19 protein-coding genes are annotated in these 20,909 nt (G+C 50.0%); 6 read left to right on the top strand and 13 right to left on the bottom strand.

What is annotated here, in order from left to right; genetic code table 11:
* The first annotated feature begins 29 nt into the window (after window positions 1-29).
* Window positions 30-1,316 (top strand): hemolysin family protein, encoded by a 1,287-nt coding sequence (locus tag GWG06_RS01290; protein ID WP_160710901.1) that lies wholly within the window; start codon window positions 30-32, stop codon window positions 1,314-1,316.
* Window positions 1,317-1,367: 51 nt separating this feature from the next.
* Window positions 1,368-2,861 carry an arylsulfatase gene (locus tag GWG06_RS01285; protein ID WP_160710900.1) on the top strand — a complete coding sequence of 498 codons (1,494 nt, stop codon included), beginning with the start codon at window positions 1,368-1,370 and terminating at the stop codon, window positions 2,859-2,861.
* Window position 2,862: 1 nt separating this feature from the next.
* Here the strand turns inward: GWG06_RS01285 and GWG06_RS01280 are convergent, their stop codons facing one another.
* From GWG06_RS01280 to GWG06_RS01255, 6 genes are all read right to left on the bottom strand, one after another.
* Window positions 2,863-3,606, bottom strand: a complete 744-nt coding sequence (locus GWG06_RS01280; protein WP_127041369.1) for an ABC transporter permease — start codon at window positions 3,604-3,606, stop codon at window positions 2,863-2,865.
* A gap of 15 nt (window positions 3,607-3,621) precedes the next feature.
* On the bottom strand, window positions 3,622-4,416 hold the full coding sequence (locus GWG06_RS01275; protein ID WP_235938077.1) for an ABC transporter ATP-binding protein: 795 nt from the start codon (window positions 4,414-4,416) through the stop codon (window positions 3,622-3,624).
* A gap of 146 nt (window positions 4,417-4,562) precedes the next feature.
* Complete coding sequence (locus GWG06_RS01270) at window positions 4,563-5,198, bottom strand: response regulator transcription factor (RefSeq protein ID WP_127041367.1); 636 nt, start codon at window positions 5,196-5,198, stop codon at window positions 4,563-4,565.
* A 2-nt stretch (window positions 5,199-5,200) separates the two neighbouring features.
* A complete protein-coding gene (locus tag GWG06_RS01265) occupies window positions 5,201-5,986 on the bottom strand; it encodes a sensor histidine kinase (RefSeq protein WP_127041365.1) in 786 nt (261 codons plus the stop codon).
* Entirely contained in the window at window positions 5,956-6,594 is a 639-nt protein-coding gene (locus tag GWG06_RS01260) for a hypothetical protein (protein WP_127041363.1), read from the bottom strand. The genes GWG06_RS01265 and GWG06_RS01260 overlap by 31 nt, the downstream gene beginning before the upstream one ends.
* Before the next feature lie 31 nt (window positions 6,595-6,625).
* Window positions 6,626-7,171, bottom strand: coding sequence for a hypothetical protein (locus GWG06_RS01255; RefSeq protein ID WP_127041361.1), 546 nt, complete (start codon window positions 7,169-7,171; stop codon window positions 6,626-6,628).
* 137 nt (window positions 7,172-7,308) lie between these two features.
* Between GWG06_RS01255 and GWG06_RS01250 the strand changes: the two genes are divergently transcribed.
* Window positions 7,309-7,932 (top strand): YdeI/OmpD-associated family protein, encoded by a 624-nt coding sequence (locus tag GWG06_RS01250; protein WP_160710899.1) that lies wholly within the window; start codon window positions 7,309-7,311, stop codon window positions 7,930-7,932.
* Window positions 7,933-8,064: 132 nt separating this feature from the next.
* On the opposite strand, the gene GWG06_RS01245 is transcribed toward GWG06_RS01250, so the two are convergent.
* On the bottom strand, window positions 8,065-10,266 hold the full coding sequence (locus GWG06_RS01245) for a B12-binding domain-containing radical SAM protein (protein WP_160710898.1): 2,202 nt from the start codon (window positions 10,264-10,266) through the stop codon (window positions 8,065-8,067).
* Window positions 10,267-10,717: 451 nt separating this feature from the next.
* Between GWG06_RS01245 and GWG06_RS01240 the strand changes: the two genes are divergently transcribed.
* The gene (locus tag GWG06_RS01240) at window positions 10,718-11,359 is read left to right on the top strand and encodes a YceI family protein (protein ID WP_127041355.1); all 642 of its coding nucleotides are present in this window, start codon (window positions 10,718-10,720) and stop codon (window positions 11,357-11,359) included.
* Between the two features lie 122 nt (window positions 11,360-11,481).
* Here GWG06_RS01240 and GWG06_RS01235 read toward each other — a convergent pair whose 3' ends face one another.
* Both GWG06_RS01235 and GWG06_RS01230 read right to left on the bottom strand, forming a co-directional pair.
* Window positions 11,482-13,368 carry a TonB-dependent receptor plug domain-containing protein gene (locus GWG06_RS01235; RefSeq protein WP_160710897.1) on the bottom strand — a complete coding sequence of 629 codons (1,887 nt, stop codon included), beginning with the start codon at window positions 13,366-13,368 and terminating at the stop codon, window positions 11,482-11,484.
* 166 nt (window positions 13,369-13,534) lie between these two features.
* Window positions 13,535-14,770: an outer membrane protein assembly factor BamB family protein gene (locus tag GWG06_RS01230; protein ID WP_160711182.1), complete on the bottom strand. Its 1,236-nt coding sequence runs from the start codon at window positions 14,768-14,770 to the stop codon at window positions 13,535-13,537.
* A gap of 64 nt (window positions 14,771-14,834) precedes the next feature.
* On the opposite strand from GWG06_RS01230, the gene GWG06_RS01225 reads away from it, so the two are divergent.
* Window positions 14,835-17,201, top strand: a complete 2,367-nt coding sequence (locus GWG06_RS01225) for an alpha-L-rhamnosidase-related protein (RefSeq protein ID WP_160710896.1) — start codon at window positions 14,835-14,837, stop codon at window positions 17,199-17,201.
* A gap of 230 nt (window positions 17,202-17,431) precedes the next feature.
* Here GWG06_RS01225 and GWG06_RS01220 read toward each other — a convergent pair whose 3' ends face one another.
* Window positions 17,432-18,202, bottom strand: a complete 771-nt coding sequence (locus GWG06_RS01220; protein ID WP_160710895.1) for an isocitrate lyase/PEP mutase family protein — start codon at window positions 18,200-18,202, stop codon at window positions 17,432-17,434.
* A gap of 24 nt (window positions 18,203-18,226) precedes the next feature.
* Window positions 18,227-19,012 (bottom strand): PhzF family phenazine biosynthesis protein, encoded by a 786-nt coding sequence (locus tag GWG06_RS01215; protein WP_160710894.1) that lies wholly within the window; start codon window positions 19,010-19,012, stop codon window positions 18,227-18,229.
* 155 nt (window positions 19,013-19,167) lie between these two features.
* On the opposite strand from GWG06_RS01215, the gene GWG06_RS01210 reads away from it, so the two are divergent.
* Window positions 19,168-19,527, top strand: coding sequence for a SnoaL-like domain-containing protein (locus tag GWG06_RS01210; RefSeq protein ID WP_160710893.1), 360 nt, complete (start codon window positions 19,168-19,170; stop codon window positions 19,525-19,527).
* 146 nt (window positions 19,528-19,673) lie between these two features.
* Here the strand turns inward: GWG06_RS01210 and GWG06_RS01205 are convergent, their stop codons facing one another.
* Both GWG06_RS01205 and GWG06_RS01200 read right to left on the bottom strand, forming a co-directional pair.
* Complete coding sequence (locus tag GWG06_RS01205; protein WP_158631583.1) at window positions 19,674-19,832, bottom strand: hypothetical protein; 159 nt, start codon at window positions 19,830-19,832, stop codon at window positions 19,674-19,676.
* 61 nt (window positions 19,833-19,893) lie between these two features.
* Window positions 19,894-20,886 (bottom strand): sterol desaturase family protein, encoded by a 993-nt coding sequence (locus GWG06_RS01200; RefSeq protein ID WP_160710892.1) that lies wholly within the window; start codon window positions 20,884-20,886, stop codon window positions 19,894-19,896.
* Between the last annotated feature and the right edge of the window lie 23 nt (window positions 20,887-20,909).

The following is a 20,909-nucleotide window of genomic DNA, read 5'->3' as shown; positions in this document are numbered from 1 at the left end:
GTTGTCATACCTGAAAAACCAAGCTGCTTATGCTCTCCGTCATCATCATCCTCCTGCTCATCGCACTCAATTTCTACTTCTCCCTGGCAGAAATAGGACTGGTATCCGTCAACAAAGCCAGGCTGCAGATTCAGGCCGACAGCGGCAACAAACGTGCTGAAAGCGTACTGCGGCTCGTCAGCGATCCGGATGAATTCCTCAGTGCCGTACAGGTAGGTATCACCCTCATCGGCATCCTGGAAGGACTGTATGGCGGCGATCTCATGGCGGCGCGGCTGGAACCGTTATTCCATGCCTGGCACTTCGGCGCCGCAGGCGCACACATCGCGGCGCTGATCATCGGCGTAGGCACCATCACCTACCTCACCATCGTTTTCGGAGAGCTGATTCCTAAAACCCTTGCCCTCCTTGATCCGGAAAAAATTTCTTTCATCATCACCCCTTCCATGATCATCTTCACCAAAATCACCTACCCTTTTATCAAACTGCTTACCTCCAGCACCAAATATATACTGGGACTGTTTTCCATCAATACCATCAGGGAAGAGAAACTGACGGACAACGACCTGCGCGGCATGCTCATCACCGCTTATAAGCAGGGACTGATCGACAAGGGTGAATTTACACTGCACAAAAATATTTCCGCCACATATGATTTAACCGCAGAAAATATCATGACACCAGCCAGTCTTGTTGCCGGCATTCAGGAAACCATGAGCCGGGAAGCTATAACGGAAACGATTAAACGAAGTATGCACCGCACCTTTCCTGTAACGGGAGAAAATAAACGGGTGATTGGCATATTACTGCTGAAGGCATTCTTCCTTGAGCCGGAGAAACCGCTGCGGGACATCGTTGCACCGGTTTCGTATCTTTCGCTCAACCAGGAAATCTATGATATCTTCCTGCAGCTGCGTCGTGAAAATACGGCGATGGGCATTGTCATTAACGAGTTTGGCGAGTGCGAGGGCATTATCACGTTCCATGATATTGTTTCCGGACTGCTGGGAAGCCTGCCGGGTTACAACGCCAAAGAACGGCTACTGCAGCAGCAGACGGATAAAAGCTGGCTGACAAATGGCCTCACCCGCCTCAGCTATCTCCGGGAGGCCCTGCATTTCGACTGGCTGCGCGAATTTGAAAAAGATAACAGTACCGTTGCTGCCCTGCTCATCGATAAACTCAAACATGTGCCACATGAGGGAGAAAAAATAGTGCTGAACAACATCACTTTTGAGATCAGGAAGATGGATGTCCACCGGATTGATGAAGTACTCATCCGCATTCCACAGCCGGATACGCAAACGCTTGCGTGAGGATAAATGCAGGACAGTGCTTATTTTGATGTTAAAACAAAAGAGCACGCTATGATGAAACCGACCAGCATCCTGCTGATGCTATGCCTGCAGGGCATCTTCGCCGCTCCGGCGCAAACGCCGGCGAAAAAAAGCCGGAAGCCTAACATCATTTTTATTTATGCAGATGACCTGGGTTATGCTGAAACAGGATCGTATGGTCAGCAGAAGATTAAAACGCCTCACCTGGACAGGCTTTCCCGGGAAGGTATCCGCTTCACCCAGTTTTATACCAGCACGCCGGTATGCGCTCCCGCACGTTGTATGCTCCTGACCGGCCGTCATGGCGGCCATTCCTATATACGCGGCAATTATGAAATGGGGGGCTTCCCCGACTCGCTGGAAGGCGGGCAGATGCCATTGCCGGAGAGTGCCGTCACCGTCGGGCATATGCTCCGCAGCGCCGGTTATACCACCGCCGCCATCGGCAAATGGGGCCTGGGGATGCAAACAACTACCGGCGACCCCAACAGGCAGGGCTTCGATTATTTCTACGGCTACCTTGATCAGAAACAGGCGCACAACTACTACCCTACCCACCTCTGGGAAAACGGACGTGCGGACAGTCTGCGTAACCCCTTCATAGACGTTCACCGCCAGCTTGCCCCTGAAACTGCTACTTCGCAGGACTTCGAAGCCTATAAGGGAACAGATTACGCGGTGGATGAAATGACGAAAAAAGCCGTCGGCTTTATCAAAGCGCACCAGCAGCAACCTTTCTTCCTCTATCTCCCCTATACCATTCCCCATACGTCTTTACAGGTGCCGGATACCGCGCTGCGTCAATATTTGGGCCGGTTCAATGAAAAGCCCTACTATGGTCAGCAGGGCTATGCCCCGCATGCCTATCCGCTGTCGGCCTACGCTGCCATGATTACCTATCTCGATACGCAGATCGGTATTATCATGGATCTTATTGCCCGCGCCGGCCTGGACGATAACACCATCATCATGTTTTCTTCCGATAACGGTACTACTTTCAACGGTGGGGTAAACGCTTCATTTTTTAACAGCGTAGACGGGCTGAAAGGGCTTAAAATGGATCTGTATGAAGGCGGTATCCGTGAACCTTTTATTGCACGCTGGCCGGGGAAAATTCCTGCCGGGAAAACCTCCGGTATGGTGGCGGTACAATATGATATGATGGCTACCTTCGCCGCCATTGCGGGTATCAGGCCACCGGCCAACGACGGTATCTCCCTGCTGCCGGAAATGACAGGCCGGCCGCAGCAGCAGGCTGCGCGTAAATATATCTACTTCGAATATCCTGAAAAAGGCGGTGCAGTGGCTATCCGCATGGGTAAATGGAAAGCCGTTAAAACAGATATGAAAAAAAATAAAAACGCCCGCTGGCAGCTCTACAACCTGGAAACAGACCGCGGAGAGACAGTGGACGTTGCACAGCAGCATGCGGACATGCTGCCTGAATTTGATGCTATTGTGAAGAAAGAACACCGCAACGCACATATACGCGAATGGGAATTCATCAACGCAAAGAAAGATTAGATCAGTTCCATTTGAATTTCTTAATGCCGATACCGGCAAAAACAACGATATAGCCCAGCGCCGCCAGCAATGCCATAGAGGTCTGCTGCGTCCATTTCTCCGGCTTCAGGCTGGTGGCGATCAGGGTATTCACTACACCGTAGGGCGACCAGTGTACGATGTCTTCCACCACTTTTCCCAGTACGCCCAGCTCACCGAACATCCCCACCATGATAAAAACGAAGTAAACCAGCCTGGTCGTGGAGTTCACCGTTTCAGGATTTTTTATCATCCCAACAATCAGTTGTCCGAGGCTCAGGTAGAGCGCACCGCCCAGTATTGCTGCCAGGAAGCTGGTGACATATCCCAGCGGGCTTACCGCAATTTTATCCACGCAATAGCCTACAATAAATACAGACAGGGTCATTATCATCACCATACAAACCTGTACAGCGATGCGGCTGGCCATGATGGTCCAGGCGGAAACCGGCCCTACCCGCAGGCGCTGAAACACGCCCTTATCGCGGTCCCTGGCAATGGAGTTGGTATATCCCAGCAGGCCGATGCTGATTAATCCGATCGTGATACCACCTGCCAGCACGTATTCTCCCCCCAGTTTATCTACCAGGCCTTTCCAGGAGATAACAATCACCAGTGGCACCAGCAATACCAGCCGCAGGGAGCGGCGGTTGCGCCATAATATGGTAAAGTCCGCGCGCAGCAAAGCTGATATAACGGCGGATGTTTGTGGTATTCTCGTTTGCATGTGTCAGTGTTTTAGTTATGAACGGACAGCGCGGCCGGTTAGTCCGATAAATACATCTTCCAGCGTGATTTTGCCGCGGCGGGAAACGCTGATTACATCCGGATCGTTGCGATGCTGCGCTATCAATGCTTCCGGCGTATCTATGGCAATGAGCTGGCCGTGGTCTACAATAGCGATACGGTCGCAAACAGCTTCCGCCTCTTCCATAGAGTGTGTGGTCAGCAGCACGGCATGTCCTTTCGCCTTGATGGTATCGATGCGGTCCCAGAGCTGCCGGCGAGACTGCGGATCGAGGCCGGTAGTGGGTTCATCCAGGAGTACCAGCTGCGGATCATGGATGGTGGAAATCACGAGTGAAACCCGTTGCTGCTGGCCGCCGGACAACTCACCGAATTTCTTCTTGCTGTGGTCCGCGAGATTGATTTCTTCCAGCTTTGCATTTACTTCCGCCGTTGTCAGCGGATGGCCGTAGATACCGGAATACAGCCGGATGATTTCTGTGATCGTTAATTCCGCCTGAAAGCTGGTAGACTGCAACTGTACGCCCATATTGGCTTTCGCATACAAAGGTTTTTCCAGTACGCTGAAACCTGCCACGGTGATTTGTCCGGATTGCGGTTTTATCAATCCTTCGATAGCGCTCAGGGTGCTGGTTTTGCCGGCGCCGTTAGGTCCCAGCAGGCCGAAAATTTCTCCGGAGCTGACGGAGAAGGAAATCCCTTTCACAGCCTGAAATGTGCCATAGGACACATGCAGCTGGCTTACTTCCAGGATAGGGACAGAAGAAGTAATGGGTGAATTGTTCATCATCTGCTGATTTTGATTGAGTGTGACGGGCTGCAAAATACAATTTAGGCCGTCATCCTGCTGCACAAATAGGTAAAGCCCGCTGAAAAGGCGGTGAAAGCGGCAGATATAGCGGTACAGGGATAAAATGGCTGATAAAAAAGTAAGGATTACAGCGAAACCAGCTGCCGGCGCAGCGCTTCCAGCACCATGCCGGTGCGGCTCTGCACATTCAGTTTATGGAAAAGGATTTCCCGGTAGCCGTCTACCGTTCTTTCGGAGACATTCATTTTCTGTGCAATGGCCTTATAGGTAAGGTCGCTGCAGGCCAGGCTGAGAAATTCCTTTTCTCTTTCCGTAATGGTTTCGGATTGTTCCGACTGGAGGATTAAGCGGCGGTAGTTCACGTTGGAAGCGTCGTTATGATAATAGCCTGTTTCATTAATTTCCCGGATAGCCTTTTCGAGGTCGGCGGGATGTATGTCTTTCAGCAGGTAGGCACAACAGCCTGCTTTCAGCATAGAAATGATAGTAGCGTCGTTATCTTTCATGGACAGCGCTACCAGTTTGATGCCGGGGTAGGCTTTCTGCAATGCGGCAGTAGCTTTGGGGCCGTCCATTACCGGCATGTTTACGTCCAGTAATACCAGGTCCGGCGGCATCGGCAGGTGCGCTATTTTCTCCAGCAACTCTTTTCCATTTACCGCTTCGGCAACGATGGTCAGCCCCTGAAAGCTGGAAATCAGCAGGCTGAGTGATTTGAGGAATAACTGATGGTCGTCTGCAATGGCAATCTTGATGTTCATAACTAATTAGGTTCAATGGGTAATTTGATCAGCACAGCAGTACCGCCGGCAACTGTTTTTTCCCAGTTGATGGTACCTCCCAGCAGTTGGGTGCGGTGTTGCATGTTCCTGATGCCCATACCGGTGGCAGACATGCCCTCCTTATCAAAACCGGCGCCGTCGTCGGCAATGATCAGCCACAGCACCTTGTCGGCGATGCGCATACTGATATCAATCACCTGCGGTCTGGCATGTTTAAGGCAGTTCTGCATGGCTTCCTGTATGATGCGGAAAAGAATGATCTGCGGCTCTGCCTGTAGCGGCAGTACCGTCAGCTCATGGGTAAACTTCACCTGAATGGCACGGCTTACATTAATACGTTCTACTTCGCTGTTCAGGTTGTCAATCAGACTGAACTGATCGAGCCACTGACGGCTGAAGGATTTTGACAGCGCCCGCAACCGATGTATGGCAGTGCTGACGGTTTCTTCGGCTGTATGCAGGGTATCCGGCGCTTCCGGCAGACTGCGCTGCGTTACGTTGATCAGTAGTTTGGTGCTGCTTAATAACTGGCCTATATCGTCGTGCAGCTCCTGCCCCAGATGTGCAAAGGCTTCTTCCTGCATTTCAATCTGCGACCACATCAGTTGCTTTTCATACTCTTCTTTCATTAATTTAAGCTGATGAAGATAAGCCTGCTGCTTTTTCTTGTAATTAATAACGGCAGCCACTACCACTAACCCCATTATAGCAAATAACAGGGTCAGTAGTATGACTGCTACGAAGAAATCTTGTGTAACCGGAAGCATAGTATGCTTTTTATCAGCATAATATACAACAGGTAATTGGATAACGAGTTTAAAATTGCGAAAAGCCTTTTCGCAGAGGCGGCATCGCTGGCCAGTAACAGGTTATAAAAACCGTTTACACACATGGACCCGGCGAAATAAAAAAAGAACGCAAGGGTCAGCCAGAAATCAGGGTGCCGGAATATAGAAGCTTCGCTGTTTGGAGTAATTGAAAAAAAGGATAAAAGGCACCAGCAAATAACCAGGAAGCTCTCTATGGTAATGTTAATCCCGGGAAAATTTCTCCATCCGCCAAAACCAAAGCTGTACACCAGGGAAATAGCTCCGAATACAAATATGGAGATCCACATCAGCAACCGCCAGCGCGGATCCCGTATTCCCATTCGCAGGATAACCGTTATCAGACTATATTCCAGCACCACAAAGAAATGATATACGATATAAAAGTGAGATCCACGCTTTCCTATCAGCTCCACCAATATCTCAGAAAGAATGGATATACCCAATAATACCGCCAGCAATTTTACCTGTTTATACTGCAGGTTGAATAAGCTGATAGCGAAACAGGTTACCAGCATTACATAGTATCCATATATCCATCCGTTCATCTTGCGCGAAATATCTTTATATGTTGAATGATCAACTGGTTACCAGATCAGTTGGTAAAATAGAACCAAATAAGTGATTGGCCTGCTGTAACGCTTCAAACAACGCTACGTGCGGCTGATGGGATTCGCCACCGTTGCCTCTCTCTTCTACTCCCGGATCGCCGGGGCCTGTAGCCAGATTACCCGCTGTGGCCTTAGCCAGTAACGTTTCATAACCTACTGACTTGCCATCCATACGAACACCTTCAGCCATCAGCGTTATTTTCAGGTCAGCATCAGGAACAGCGTAATGGAAACGTACAAACTCGCAGCCTTCCTGGCTCAGCAGACGGAACAGCGACGCTTTACTGAATTCCACGTAGTAAACACCCTGGAAATATTTGGACAGATCCGGATGCTCAAACAGTAATTTATAAAAATTATAGAGCATGCCAAAATAGCCGGAAACAGTAACCGGCATACCTGATGTGCTCGGAGCATTGGTGAACGGCATGTGGCCGTCGATAGGTACAGTGGTATTTTCCAGAAAACCCTGGGCATTCGCCGTGTACCCGGTAAGTGTCATTAAATCGCTCATTATGGTTTGTTTTAGTTCTGGCAAATATTTAACTTTTTCCTCATGCTTATACCGGGGTTTTTCCCGGTATGCTCAGGGTGACTTTCCACCTGTCTTCTTTAAATTATTTATCTTGGCCGGTATCTAAAGTATGAGTCATGAAGCACACCGATCCACGTACTGACGCCTATATCAGCACCTCCGCCCCCTTTGCACAGCCTATCCTGGCGCATCTGCGGGAACTGATCCATAAAAACTGCCCGGAGGTAACAGAAACCATCAAATGGGGTATGCCCTATTTTACCTACCAGGGAACCAATCTCTGCAGCTTTGCCGCCTTTAAGCAACATTGCGCCTTTATTTTCTGGAAAGGAAAGGAAATGGAAGATACCGATAACATTTTTAAAAGAGGGGAAGATGAGAAAGCCATGGGCCACCTGGGGAAAATTGAAAAACTGAAAGACCTCCCCGCTGATAAAATCATGGGAAAATATATCAAAGCCGCCGCCATCCTGAATGAATCACCCGCCAAAGCTGCCAATAAGGAAAAAATAACGGCCACGCCTAAACGGGAACTGGAAATACCGGACTACTTCCTCGCTGCCCTGAAAAAAAACAAGCAGGCGCTCGCCATATTCAATGCCTTCAGCTACTCCAACAAAAAAGAATATGTAGAATGGGTTACCGGCGCCAAAACCGCCACCACCCGGGAAGAAAGGCTGAATACAGCGGTTGCATGGATGGCGGAAGGGAAGATAAGGAATTGGAAATACGTGAAGTAGTTTGGTTATTTGAGATTTGGTTATTTGAGATTTTGTGCCCCGTCCTGGTTTTCTCTGGGCTTATAGGTCCGGAAGTATGCCAGGATGGAGCAGAAAATCTCAAATAACCAAATCTCAAATAATTTAATCCTTTTATAATTTAAGCAGCCCCGACTTATAAAGCGTATTCACCGGTTTGTTGTCCCAGAACAGTTCAAAATCTTCCAGTCCCGCGGCTTCATAGTTGTCTTTTACTTCCTGTAAGGTGTAGGTTTTCGGGTGTTGAACGGCCAGGTGCTGCAGCATGTCTGCCAGCCAGCGGCCCTGCTCCGGCGCTACGCTGATGCTGAGCTTTTCTTTCTTATTCTGGAAAGTGAAGGAGGCCATCTCCCAGCTGCTACCCTTCTTGGATTTGGTGATGATCTCCATCGATGGCTGTCTGCCCAGATATACCACCTTGGAGGTGGGCTTCACGGTACCTGTTTCTTCTTCTGACAGTGCGTTGGTGATAAAATCAGGGTGGACGGAGGTTTTAGGCACCTTGAAGTCAAACCATTTAGATAATGGATAATCCAGGCAGGCGCCGTGCATGTAGTTCAGCAGTGATTTTTTCAGTCCGTAGCTGAAGCTCTCATGGTCCGCTCCGGTGGGGTCTATATGCTGTATATCATTGTTGGCAAATGCGCCGTTGACGTCAGATTCCTTTTCCACGCCGAATTTTGCAGGCTCCAGTCCTACCGGGCTGTGTGCCGTCATGGTAAACTGGTGCCAGAAGGCGGATTGCAGTATGCCGGCAGCGAACATTTGCCGCACCATCTCCAGGGAGTCGATCGTTTCCTGGGCTGTCTGCGTAGGGAAGCCATACATCAGGTAGGCGTGCACCATGATGCCTGCTTCCGTGAAATGACGGTTAACCCGTGCCACCTGCGCTACGGTAATACCTTTCTGGATCAGCCCCAGCAGCCTGTCCGACGCTACTTCCAGTCCGCCGGAAACGGCGATACAGCCGGAAGCCTTCAGCAGCAGGCACAGGTCGCGGGTAAAACTCTTTTCAAACCGGATGTTGGTCCACCAGCTGACGGTGAGTTTGCGGCGGATGATTTCCAGCGCCAGCGCGCGCATGAGCGCCGGTGGCGCGGCTTCGTCTACAAAGTGAAAACCGTTCTGACCTGTCTGTGCGATGATGGTTTCCATACGGTCGCACAGCAGGGCGGCTGCCACCGGTTCATAGATTTTTATATAGTCCAGCGAAATATCACAGAAGGTGCATTTGCCCCAGTAGCATCCGTGCGCCATGGTGAGTTTATTCCAGCGGCCGTCGCTCCAGAGGCTGTGCATGGGGTTTACCACTTCAATAGCGGAGATGTAGCGGTCCAGCAGCAGGTCGCTGTAGTCAGGCGTACCGGTCTGCGACTGCTTATAATCGCGGCAGGATGGGTTGCTGACATAGCGCAGCTCTCCCTTTTCCACGAGGAAGGTACGTTTCAGCTCTTCCGCTGTTTTGGTGCCGTTGATGAAATGTATCAGGTTTTCTATCGGCGCTTCTCCGTCGTCGAGAGTGATGAAGTCCACGAACTCAAACACGCGCGGATCCGCGAGGGAGCGCAGTTCGGTATTCGGGAAACCGCCACCCATGGCTATTTTCACGTGGGGGTAGTGTTTTTTGACCCACTGGCCGCAGCGGAATGCCGCGTACAGATTTCCGGGAAAAGGCACTGAAATGGCTACCAGCGCGGGCTGCAGCGATTCCATGCGGGCAGCCAGGATGGTAGTCAGTATGTCGTCTATATAAGTATATCCTTCGTGCAGGGCGTCATACAGTTCATCAAAGCTGTTGGCGGAGCGGCTTAACTTCTCGGCATAGCGGCTGAAGCCGAAATGCGGATCCACGCATTCCATAATCAGGTCTGACAGGTCTTCCAGATACATGGTAGCCAGGTGCTTGGCCCTGTCTTGCGTACCCATGGATCCGAAGGCCCAGTGGAGATCGTCCAGCTGTGAAAAGCGCGATGCTTCCGGCAGGAAGTCCCGTTTGCTGATCAGATGCGCCAGTGTAGGGTTCCTTCCCTGCAGGAAGGCAATCACGCCGTCAATGGTGTTGATGTAATCTTCCTGCAGTGCCAGTATACGTGCAGCATTCTCTGATATTTCCTCCGGCATGTCTGTCCGGATATACGCAAATAAATCCTGCAGTCCCTGTTTTGAAAATAAGGCCAGCGTCACCTCTATGCCCAGGTCTGCCTGAAAGGAAGGTATGCCTTTGGTATTCAGAAATCCTTTCAGATAGGCCGTTGCCGGATAAGGTGTATTCAGCTGTGTAAATGGCGGTGTTATTAAAAAAACAGAATTATTCAAAACAGGTTATTTAAACCGCAAATTTAGGTCATAATAATGAAAGATAGCAGGATTGCGGGAATCGGGCGACAAACACAAATAGTCTACAATTTTTATAGACTTTTATTTGGTAATTAAGAAAGCGGCCCCTATCTTTGGAAGACCAATCATTTAAAATGCCGACAAACGCTTAAACCTATTAAAACCGGTAGTATGCAAAATCAATCGCCTTTAATGTTCCGATGTTGACTTTTTCATCTCTGAAAAAAACACATCTGCATACCTATAAATCAGGCGATATGATATTTCTGTTAGCTGCATGGCTGATACGGAAGTGGCGGCAGCGTACTGCCCGCCGTAGTTCCCTATCCGCATACGGATCTCAATAATTTAACAGTATTTTTCCGTTTTGCGCAAATTTATTTCACCAAATCAAACTACTTTACAACAAAATTTTAAACACACATTTTATATGCAAAGATTAGCTTCATTGCTTTTTATCGGAGGCTCAGTTATCCTGATGTCTTTCACCACTCCTGCTACTGTTATTAAAGGCGACAAACCTGCAAAGACTGTATCTGCGAAAGCTACTTCCTTCGTAGTTGATAAACAATTAAGTAAAGTTAACTGGGTAGGTAAAAAAGTTACCGGCCAGCATAGCGGTACTATCAACATTGCAGAAGGCAAACTGGAAGTAGAAAACAACGTATTAAAAGGCGGCAGTTTTTCTCTGGATACCCGCAGCATTGCTGTAACCGATATTAAAGACGCTGATGGTAACGCCAAGCTGGTGGGTCACCTGAAAGCGGATGATTTCTTTTCCGTTGACAAATTTGCTACTGCTTCCCTGGTTATCACCAAGGTAGCAGCCAAAGGTAACGGCAACTACGACATCACCGGTAACCTGACTATCAAAGGTATTACCAACCCGATCACTTTCCCTGCTACCGTTACTGTTAACGGCGGCAAACTGACCGGTAAGGCAGATCTGAAAGTAGACCGTACCAAATACAACATCAAATACGGCTCTAAAAGCTTCTTCGAAGGCATCGGCGACAAAGCTATCTATGATGAATTCGAACTCAATGTGGTACTGACTGCCAACGCCAAGTAAGTACTATTTTATTATTTTTTATTTGAGATTTGTATAAAATCAAGATGCCTTCCGGATTGTCCGGAAGGCATCTTGATTTTATAGCTAAATAACTAAATCTCAAATAACCAAATAAAAAAATGCTAGAATCTCAGGGTGCCGCCCAGAGTGGCCCATCTGCCCGGCATCGGTACGGCGCCGGCTTCTACGTAAGATATGTCGAGCAGGTTGTTGGCATCGACATAGAGCTGATAACGGGAACGCCTGTACGCAATGCGCGCATCCAGCAGTGTATAGTCTTTATAACTGATACGCATGCAATAACGCGCAGCGGCGGATACCGTGAAATGTTCCAGCAGCGTGGCCCGTACGTTGGCGGTAAACTGATGGCGCAGACTTTCTATCACATAGCGGGAAATTTTCGGGTTATCGTTTCCACGGAAAGAAGGCGACAGATAGTTATATCCGGCATTGGCGCCAAAGCTGTTAAACACGCTGTGGGGGCGCAATACCGTATTATAACCGGTATTCAGCGTAAACCCTTTTGTATCTGCCCGCTGGAAGTTCTGCGGCTGCCATGGCTGACGGATACTGTCTTTCACATAATCTATGAAATCGGAAATCTGTCTGTAAAACACGCTTCCGCCGTAGGTGAACCGACCGCTGGTCTTGCGTAATCCCGCCTCCGTATAAAATGCTTTCTCTGCTCCCAGCTGGTCATTGCCCATAATAGCGGCGCTCTTATAATACAGGTCAGTATAGGTAGGCAGCCTTTGTGCAGTACCCGCACTGGCAAAGAGTTTCAGGGTTGGCGTAATGAGAAATCCGGCGTCTGCTCCGGGAAAAAACTGCCAGCCATAGGCAGTATTATAATTCAGGTACCCACCGATGGTGAAGTTCAGGCGGCGGTCAGCACGTGTTTTATACTCTCCGTACAATCCCAGGTTGGTTCTGTCATGAATACCCAGGTTATTGCTGTTGATATATTCGTAACGGGCTTCCAGTCCGGCTCCGAAATACCCGATGGCTGTTTCGAAGCTGTTGTTCAGCTCAGCGTCCACGATGTGGTTGTTGTGCAGATTACTTTGCTTATTCTGTTTGATATACAGATAGCTGTCTTCCGTGTACCTGTAGCTGACGCGCGGCGTCATCGTCCAGTGGCGGGTGATGCGCGTGGTATTGCTCACCGCCGCGATGAAGGTCTGCACGGTTTCTTCTGATTCCTTATCGCCGGGAGCGGCGTAGAAACCGTTGGCGCCGAATGTATTCTTTACAAATCCCGCCAGCACATTGTACTGCTGCATACTATCCTTCTGAAAGCTGCCCTGGTAAAAGGCCCGGTAGTTGTCATACGCCGTATTATAACGGTAGCCGTTGCCGGCATTTGCGCTGAGAGACAACGACTGGTTGGTATGCCCCGATACAATAGCACCGGTACCACCGATACTGAAACCGTTGTACAGTTTATTATCTTCATTCCTTTTGAAGCTGCTACCTGCGCTGGCATTGATTTCCGCGCCGGTGGTGGCGGCCTTGCGGGTGATGATATTGATGGCGCCGTTCAGCGCATTGATGCCATAAATACGTGCGGCCGCACCCCTCAATACTTCTATATGATCTACATCCGATAAGGATACCGGCAGGTTCATCATGTTATGCCCTGTCTGCGCATCCGTGATTTTAATACCATTCAGCAACACCAGCGTCTGATCAAAGGTGCCGCCATCTATCCCGATATCTGCCTGTATGCCGCCAGGGCCGCGCTGCCGCACATCCAGTCCAGGCACAAAGGCCAACACCTCATTGATGGACGTAACTGCCATCGCATCTATCTGCTGACGGCTGATAATGGTAATATTTCGGTTAGACGCCTTCAGCGGCGCTGCCAGTCTGTTCTCCTGTACGATCACCTCATCCAGGCTTTGTGTAGCCATGGCGGCGGTATCCGGGCGCTGCTGTGCAAAGGCCCGGCCACAAAGACCCAGGGAAAGGAAAAGGACAAATTTGCTATGCTTCACAACCAAATGCATCTTGGAAAGATTAATAAAAGAGCGCAAAGGTAAAGAATTAAGAATTAACAATTACGAATTGCGAATTACGAATGGGGAGCGAAGACATAAGCGGAGACCAAAATTTACTTCTCCGCTTATGTCTTCGCTCCCCATTCGTAATTCGCAATTCGTAATTCGTAATTGTTTACTCCAATGCGTATATAAATCCGTCTGTGCTGCCGAAATACAAAACTCCGTTGTCCAGCCAGGGGCTGGATAGTATGCTGCCCATATCCAGGAAGTCGCCGTACATTCTGATGAAGTCATTGTTGTAGCGCGCCATCAGATCACGGTGGAGGGCGCCGGTGGCGCTGTCGAAAAAACGGGGCCCCTGCAGCCGGGAGGCCAGGGTGGTAAATATGGTAACGGTGTGGCCTGTACGAAGATTTATTTTATGCATGCGCCCGTCCAGGCTGCCCATGTAGCCGTAGTGGCCGGTGCTGGCGATTGCGCCGAAGGCGTTGAGTCTGACTTCAGATTTCCATTGTAATATGCCATTCTCATCGAATGAAAGGGCCCGGTGCGTATCGGAAGTGGATACCAGTAACTGCTCTCCTGACAAAGCCGGAACGCTGGTCCAGCTGCCGGGCTCATGATATACCCACAGCCCTTTACCTGTGCGGAGATGCAAGGCATATAGGTTGAAATCACGGGAACAGAAATATACGGTGCTGTCTATGGTAACGGCATGGAACTGTACTTCGCCGGTGGGGAAATACCGCCCACCCATTGTATCAAATTTCCAGCGCAGGGAGCCGTCTGTGCCCAGCGCATAAAAATATCCGTCGTAACTGCCTGCCAGCACCATATTATCAGCTACTACCGGGGAGGCATGTACCGGGCCTCCGGTACGGTATTCCCATTGCAGCCTGCCATTACGGGCATCTACCGCGTAAATGGAGCTGTCGCTGCTGCCCACATATACCACTCTTTTATGCACGGTGGGGGAAGACAGAAAATAATCCCAGGCATCTGTTCTGCGTTCGCCGCGGGTACGGAATTTCCATAACACGCGGCCGGATTGGATTTCCAGGGCGTACAGGTAGCCGTCGGTACTGAGGAAATACAAGGCCGTGCTGTCGCATGCAACGGAAGAGGTGATTTCTCCACCGCTACGGAACTTCCATAATTGTCTGCCGGAATGCTTATCCAGTGCATACATACAGGAATCTGCGCTACCGGTCAGCAATATATTTTTATGTATTACGGGAGATGAAACCACTTTACCCATTGTACGGAATTTCCATTTCACGGCGGGTGAGTCCGGCAGATCAGGAGAATTAAAATGATTGGCACGGCTGGCCGTATGACCAAGCTGCTGCGCTACAGCAGCCGGCGCAGCTAATAGCAGCAACACCGCAAACAGGGAAAGCACTTTCATGATGGTAAGGGACGCTTTTAACTTTAAAAATTATATTTTAACTTAAAGCTAAAGCATTCGACTTATGAAATTCCACGTTTTATTACTGATGGTGGCCTTGTCCGTTTCCAGGGCCGCCGCACAGGGCCTGCCCGTCAACCCGGCCCTGATGAACGGCCACTGGCAGGCGGTCTGGGTCAGCTGCCCCGGCGTTCCCCAACGCGCTTATGGCGTATATCATTTCCGGAAAAGTATCACGTTAACCGGTCTGCCTGCCCGGTATATAGTACATCTCAGCGCAGATAACCGCTACCGGCTGTTTGTGAACGGCACGCCGGTTTGCAGCGGCCCGGCGCGCGGGGACCTGTACAACTGGAATTTCGAAACGGTGGATATTGCCCCCTACCTGCGCACAGGCAGCAATACCCTCGCCGCCCTGGTATGGAATATGGGTGAACATGCGCCGGTAGCGCAGGTTTCCAATCAGACCGGCTGGCTGATGCAGGGAGATACAGAAGCAGAAAAGGCTGTCAACACCAACAGCAGCTGGAAGGTATATAACGATACCGCCTATACGCCCTGCTCGCTGGATAACGGTGCACGCCTGCACAGCTATATGGTCACAGGCCCCGGCGACCAGGTAAATGGCCACGCCTATCCCTGGGGATGGGAGCAGCCCGCCTTCGATGACGCCGCATGGCCGGCAGCCAGAGAAATAGCGCACCCCTCTCCTGCCGGCTTCGGGTCCGATAACCTGTGGACACTCGTTCCCCGCACCATCCCGCTGATGGAGGAAGTGCCGGAACGGATGGCACAGGTACGCCGCACATCCGGTATCCCTGCCACCGCCAGCTGGCTGGATGGCCGGCATCCGCTGACGATCCCCGCCAACCAAACCGTCAGCATACTGATAGATCAGTCCTATAACACCACCGCCTATCCGCAGTTAACCGTTTCTAACGGTAACGGCAGTACGATAAAAATGACCTATGCCGAAGCGTTGTTTAAAAATCATCAGAAAGGCAACCGCAATGAGGTAGATGGCATGGAGATCATCGGGAACTACGACATCTTTGCGCCCGACGGTGGTAAGGGCAGGACCTTCCGCCCCCTCTGGTTCCGCACCTACCGCTACCTGCAGCTGGATATAACCACCGGCAGCGAGCCGCTGCAGATTGATGACCTGTATGGATTACATACCGGCTACCCCTTCCGGGAAAAAGCACGGTTCAGCTGCAACGATACCTCGCTGACAGCCATCTGGCGTACCGGCTGGCGTACGGCCCTTGCCTGCGCCGGGGAAACCTATTTCGACTGTCCGTACTACGAACAGCTGCAATACGAAGGAGACACCCGTATCCAGTCGCTCATATCCCTGTATGTAGCCGGCGACGACCGCCTTATGCGCAAAGCCATCCACGACTTTTACTGTTCCCGCGTGCCGGAAGGGCTTACCCAGGGCCGCTATCCCAGCAGCCGCCTGCAGGTGATACCTCCCTTCTCCCTGTTTTGGGTGAGCATGATTTATGATTACTGGATGCACCGCAAAGATGACGCTTTTGTCAGCCAGTACTTTACTGCCATACGCGGCGTGCTGGACTGGTTTGATAAACATACGGACCGCCCGCGGATGATGCTGGGCCCTATGCACTGGTGGGGCTTTACAGACTGGAATACCGCCTTTCCGGGCGGTACGCCGGACGGTGCAAATGACGGGCATTCTGCCATCATCACGCTGCAATACATTTATACATTACGACAGGCGGCCACACTGTTCGCCGGTTTCGGCAAAACAGCAGAGGCACAACAATACACCCGCCTGGCCAACGCCCTGTCACAGGGCGTTTATAAACAATGCTTCGATACCGCCGGCAACCGTATGGCCAATACACCTGCCAGAAATACCTTCAGTCAGCATGCCGGTATTATGGCCGTGCTGGCCGCAGCCATTCCCAAAGAGCGGGAACAGGCGGTACTGCAACGCGTACTCACCGATACCACGCTCAGCCAGGCTACCTTCTACTATCGTTTCTACCTGAACCAGGCATTGAAGAAAGCCGGCCTCGGTAACCGCTACTACAGCCAATTACAACCCTGGAGGGACATGCTCAACATAGGGCTTACCACTTTTGCTGAAAATCCTGAGCCTACACGCTCCGACTGCCACGCCTGGAGCGCCAGCCCGAACTACGATTTCCTCGCCACTATCTGCGGTATTATGCCCGCCACTCCCGGGTTTGCCACAGTAAAGATTGAGCCCGCCATGGGCGAACTACAACAGGCCAGCGGCAGCATGCCCCACCCCAACGGCGAAATAACGGTATCGCTTATACGAAAAGGTATCAACGGTATCCAGGCCAGCATCACCCTCCCCCCCGGCCTCAGCGGAACATTCATCTGGCACGGAAAAACGCATCCCCTGCATCCCGGCGCCCAAAAAATTACTATTTGATTATTTTGTTATTTGGTTATTTGAGATTTTGTAGCGCATAGAGAAGCCCCCTTAAAGGATTTGGGGATTTAGGAATTTTGAAATTTCGGAATTTTTTAATGCAGCAAAGATATTCGCGTAATCATCCGCAGCATTCAAATTCCGAAATTTCAAAATTCCTAAATCCCCAAATCCTTTAAGGGGGCTTCTCTATGCGCTACAAAATCTCAAATAACCAAATAACAAAATAATCAAATAAACACTGCGCGGAAGTCGCCGTCTGCAAGGATGGCGTCGATGCGGGAGCGGAGGGTGGCGCCGAGGGACCAGTACATGCTGCCGCCCATGCTGATGCGTTTTACGCCGAGGTCTTTCAGGCGGGCATAGGATGGCAGCTGCGGCATGGCCAGTACATTTACCGGGAGACTGGTGGCATTTACTACCTGGCGGATGTCTTCCTCGTTATGAATGAAGGGAACAAAGAGACTGTCGGCCCCGGCTTCTTCGTATATACGTGCCCGTATGAGCGTTTCTTCCAGTGCGTTGGGGAGTTTGAGCAGGAACGTATCTGTTCTGGCATTAATGAAAAGTTGCTTACCGGTAGCGGACAGGTGTGTCCTGATAGCGCTGAGCTTCTTCACAAAATCCGCCGCAGGCGGCAGTATACGGGATTCGCCTACTGCAGCATCTTCGAGGTTAATACCCACCACACCAATACGAAGCAGCTGGTCAATATTCCGGAGCAGGCCATCAATGTCGCTGCTATACCCGGTTTCAATATCTGCAGAAACAGGCACATCAACACTTTTTACAATTCTTTCCGTCACCTGCAGCAGTTCCGGGAAGGGTATATTTTCTCCGTCGGTGTAGCCCATCGTATCAGCCACTGCCGAGCTGGAGGTAGCCAGCGCCGGGAATCCTTTTTCCTGTATAATCTTTGCGCTGGCGGCATTCCATACATTGCAGAGCAGCAGCGGTTCTTCCGCATGGTGCAATGCCTTGAACTTTTCGTAAGCAGACATAAACAAGGTTTTAATTTTAAGGTATCAGATATGATAAGTGCCACTGATAACGGTTACGGCTTCTCCCTGCATCAGAACGCGGCTGCCCTGCAGGATTACCTTCATCTCCCCTCCTCTGGGCGATGCCTGGTAAGCGAAAAATTCCTGCTTACCCAACAATGGCGCCCAGTAAGTAGCCAGGCAACAATGCGCACTGCCTGTAACAGGGTCCTCATTTACCCCCAGCGGGACTGCAAAGTAACGGGAAATGAAGTCATATGGCGAATCGGGGGCGCCTTTCGCCGTAATAACGCAGCGGTATTGTTCCAGCAGGTGGAAATCAGGAATAAAACCGGTGACCGCCTCTGCAGAAGGCAGTTCCACAATGTAACGGTCAGTACTATACGTTGCATTCACGTAATTATCCTTGAAGAGCTGCCGCAATGCCACCGGCAATACTACCGGCTCCTGGCCGGAGGCCGGGAAATCCAGCTCTATCCGCTGTCCTCTTTTGGCGGCAGTGAGCAGGCCGCTCAGGGTATGAAATTGCAACACCTTATCCGGTGTTTCCAGGTTATTCTCCCATAAAACATGCGCGCTGGCCAGTGTGGCATGTCCGCACAGCTTCATTTCTACAGTGGGCGTAAACCAGCGGAGCCGGTATCCGTCTGATTCCTTCGACAAAAAAGCGGTTTCCGGAAGATTATTCTCCGCCGCAATGGACTGCAGCGTACTATCGGGCAACGGGGCATCCAGGATACATACACCCGCAGGATTACCTTTAAAGGGCTTGCCGGTAAAGGCATCAACCTGGAAAAAACGAATATTCATGCGTGGATGATTTAGTCATACAAAAATGCAACTTATCTTCCAGCAAAAACAGATACAAATTTGCGTTTTTTGACCATATCAGATGGCAGCAGGAGGAAGATATTTTTTGTGTAACTTTAAAGATATCTTATTCAGAAACCTAAAATCATATCACTATGACTGTCCAGGAAATTGCTATCAAACTGGCGGAATACTGCCGTACAGAAAAGTATGAACAAGCACAACAGGAGCTGTATGCAGCAGATGTCATCAGCATAGAACCAGACACCCTCTCTGGTTTTGAAAAAGAAACCCATGGTCTGCAGAACATTCTGGAGAAAGGAAGAAAATTCCAGGGGATGGTAGAAACCTCCTATGGCAGCACCGTTTCAGCACCACTTGTTGCCGGTAACAGCTTTGCCTTCACCCTCACCATGGACCTTAAAATGAAAGGCCGCGAACGCTCGCAGATGTCTGAGCTTTGTGTATATGTGGTGCAGGATGGAAAGGTGGTTTCGGAGCAATTCTTTTGGTAAACAAATTATGAAATGAGAATTACGAATTACGAATTGCGAATTACGAATGAGGAGCGAAGATTTAAGCGGACAAAGAATTTACTTCTTCGCTTAAATCTTCGCTCCTCATTCGTAATTCGTAATTCGCAATTCGTAATTCAAAGCCATCAGCTTCCTCTCGTTCCGCCTGTCTTCACTGGTTTTCTGTTAAAGGAGGAGGGCAATGCGCCGGGTTTGGCAACGTTATTGGCGCCGGGTAAAGCATTTTTGGTTTGCTTGTTATCTTTTTTACCGTTCTTCTTATTGTTGTTGTTTAATAAGGACATAGTTATCAGCATTGGTGTAGAACAAATATAATGTTTCATTCCCATTTCTGCCCTGATAATTCTATGCTGACGCTTTACCGGAGAGGTAGTGTTGTTTTACTATTTTCGCGGTTTTATGATCGCCGGTATGGCTCCAGCCGGGAGGCATAACGATGTAGAGCAGCTTATTGCGGATTCCGGGGGCTGCCATCATATCCTTCCACAGGCAGTACAGTTCACCGAAGTATACGTCCCAGATGTTGCCGGGGTTCATTTCCCTGGAAATGCCGTATTCTATCTGCAGCTCCTTTTGTTCCGGCTGGTAGGTGCGGAATACTTTATCCCAGATGTTCAGGAGATTGCAGAAGTTGGTATCCATGTAGAGTGGATTTTTGGCATGATGTACCCGGTGAAAGGAAGGCGTCAGGATAATTTTGCCGAGGAAGCCCATGCGCCCGTCTTTCATGATATTTTCGCCTACGTGAATGAAAGCTCCCCAGGTGCCGTCAATAAACATGATAAAGAACAGCAACGGCGGGTTTACGCCGGCCAGTATACAAATAGATGTTCTGATGACGTCGGCGTAAGGCGCTTCCAGGAAAAAGTGCGTATATGTCACAGACAGATTCATGGCGGTAGGTGCATGATGCGTGGAATGCAGGCACCAGAATAAACGGACCTTATGTCCAAGATAGTGATATACAAAATGGGCAAACTCCCAGATCACATAGCCATAAATAAACCAGTACCACGTAAAGGTGGTTTTAAACACTGCAAACTTTTCAAGTATTCCTATACAGAACAATACGGCCGCAATGGAAACAAAGCGGGAAATAAAACGATTGAGCACGTATACCAGGAAAGGTATCTTGTAATCTTCTATTTTAAAACGCTTATAGATCACCGCACGGATAATTTCTATCAGCAGCAGCAACGGGATCACCGGGGAAATAGCCTGAAGGATGCCGTTGAAAGTGAACAGGGCGCTGTAGTTACCGGATTTATACATTTCCAGTAACGGGCCTATGCCCAGGAAGCCGGTCAGTTCATCATACAGGGTGTGGAATATCGTCATGATGGTATCATTAAATGAGATAA

The sequence above is a fragment of the Chitinophaga solisilvae genome (assembly GCF_009928525.1).
GTDB classification, from domain to species: Bacteria; Bacteroidota; Bacteroidia; order Chitinophagales; family Chitinophagaceae; genus Chitinophaga; species Chitinophaga solisilvae.
Note: the sequence above shows the minus strand (reverse complement) of the source record. Positions and strands in the feature narration are given on the sequence as shown.

Bases quoted from the DNA above. Each gene is read 5' to 3' on its own strand.
- GWG06_RS01290 (WP_160710901.1), top strand. From the start codon at position 30: ATGCTCTCCGTCATCATCATCCTCCTGCTCATCGCACTCAATTTCTAC.
- GWG06_RS01285 (WP_160710900.1), top strand. From the start codon at position 1,368: ATGATGAAACCGACCAGCATCCTGCTGATGCTATGCCTGCAGGGCATC.
- GWG06_RS01280 (WP_127041369.1), bottom strand. From the start codon at position 3,606: ATGCAAACGAGAATACCACAAACATCCGCCGTTATATCAGCTTTGCTG.
- GWG06_RS01275 (WP_235938077.1), bottom strand. From the start codon at position 4,416: ATGATGAACAATTCACCCATTACTTCTTCTGTCCCTATCCTGGAAGTA.
- GWG06_RS01270 (WP_127041367.1), bottom strand. From the start codon at position 5,198: ATGAACATCAAGATTGCCATTGCAGACGACCATCAGTTATTCCTCAAA.
- GWG06_RS01265 (WP_127041365.1), bottom strand. From the start codon at position 5,986: ATGCTTCCGGTTACACAAGATTTCTTCGTAGCAGTCATACTACTGACC.
- GWG06_RS01260 (WP_127041363.1), bottom strand. From the start codon at position 6,594: ATGAACGGATGGATATATGGATACTATGTAATGCTGGTAACCTGTTTC.
- GWG06_RS01255 (WP_127041361.1), bottom strand. From the start codon at position 7,171: ATGAGCGATTTAATGACACTTACCGGGTACACGGCGAATGCCCAGGGT.
- GWG06_RS01250 (WP_160710899.1), top strand. From the start codon at position 7,309: ATGAAGCACACCGATCCACGTACTGACGCCTATATCAGCACCTCCGCC.
- GWG06_RS01240 (WP_127041355.1), top strand. From the start codon at position 10,718: ATGCAAAGATTAGCTTCATTGCTTTTTATCGGAGGCTCAGTTATCCTG.
- GWG06_RS01235 (WP_160710897.1), bottom strand. From the start codon at position 13,368: ATGCATTTGGTTGTGAAGCATAGCAAATTTGTCCTTTTCCTTTCCCTG.
- GWG06_RS01230 (WP_160711182.1), bottom strand. From the start codon at position 14,770: ATGAAAGTGCTTTCCCTGTTTGCGGTGTTGCTGCTATTAGCTGCGCCG.
- GWG06_RS01225 (WP_160710896.1), top strand. From the start codon at position 14,835: ATGAAATTCCACGTTTTATTACTGATGGTGGCCTTGTCCGTTTCCAGG.
- GWG06_RS01220 (WP_160710895.1), bottom strand. From the start codon at position 18,202: ATGTCTGCTTACGAAAAGTTCAAGGCATTGCACCATGCGGAAGAACCG.
- GWG06_RS01215 (WP_160710894.1), bottom strand. From the start codon at position 19,012: ATGAATATTCGTTTTTTCCAGGTTGATGCCTTTACCGGCAAGCCCTTT.
- GWG06_RS01210 (WP_160710893.1), top strand. From the start codon at position 19,168: ATGACTGTCCAGGAAATTGCTATCAAACTGGCGGAATACTGCCGTACA.
- GWG06_RS01205 (WP_158631583.1), bottom strand. From the start codon at position 19,832: ATGTCCTTATTAAACAACAACAATAAGAAGAACGGTAAAAAAGATAAC.
- GWG06_RS01200 (WP_160710892.1), bottom strand. From the start codon at position 20,886: ATGACGATATTCCACACCCTGTATGATGAACTGACCGGCTTCCTGGGC.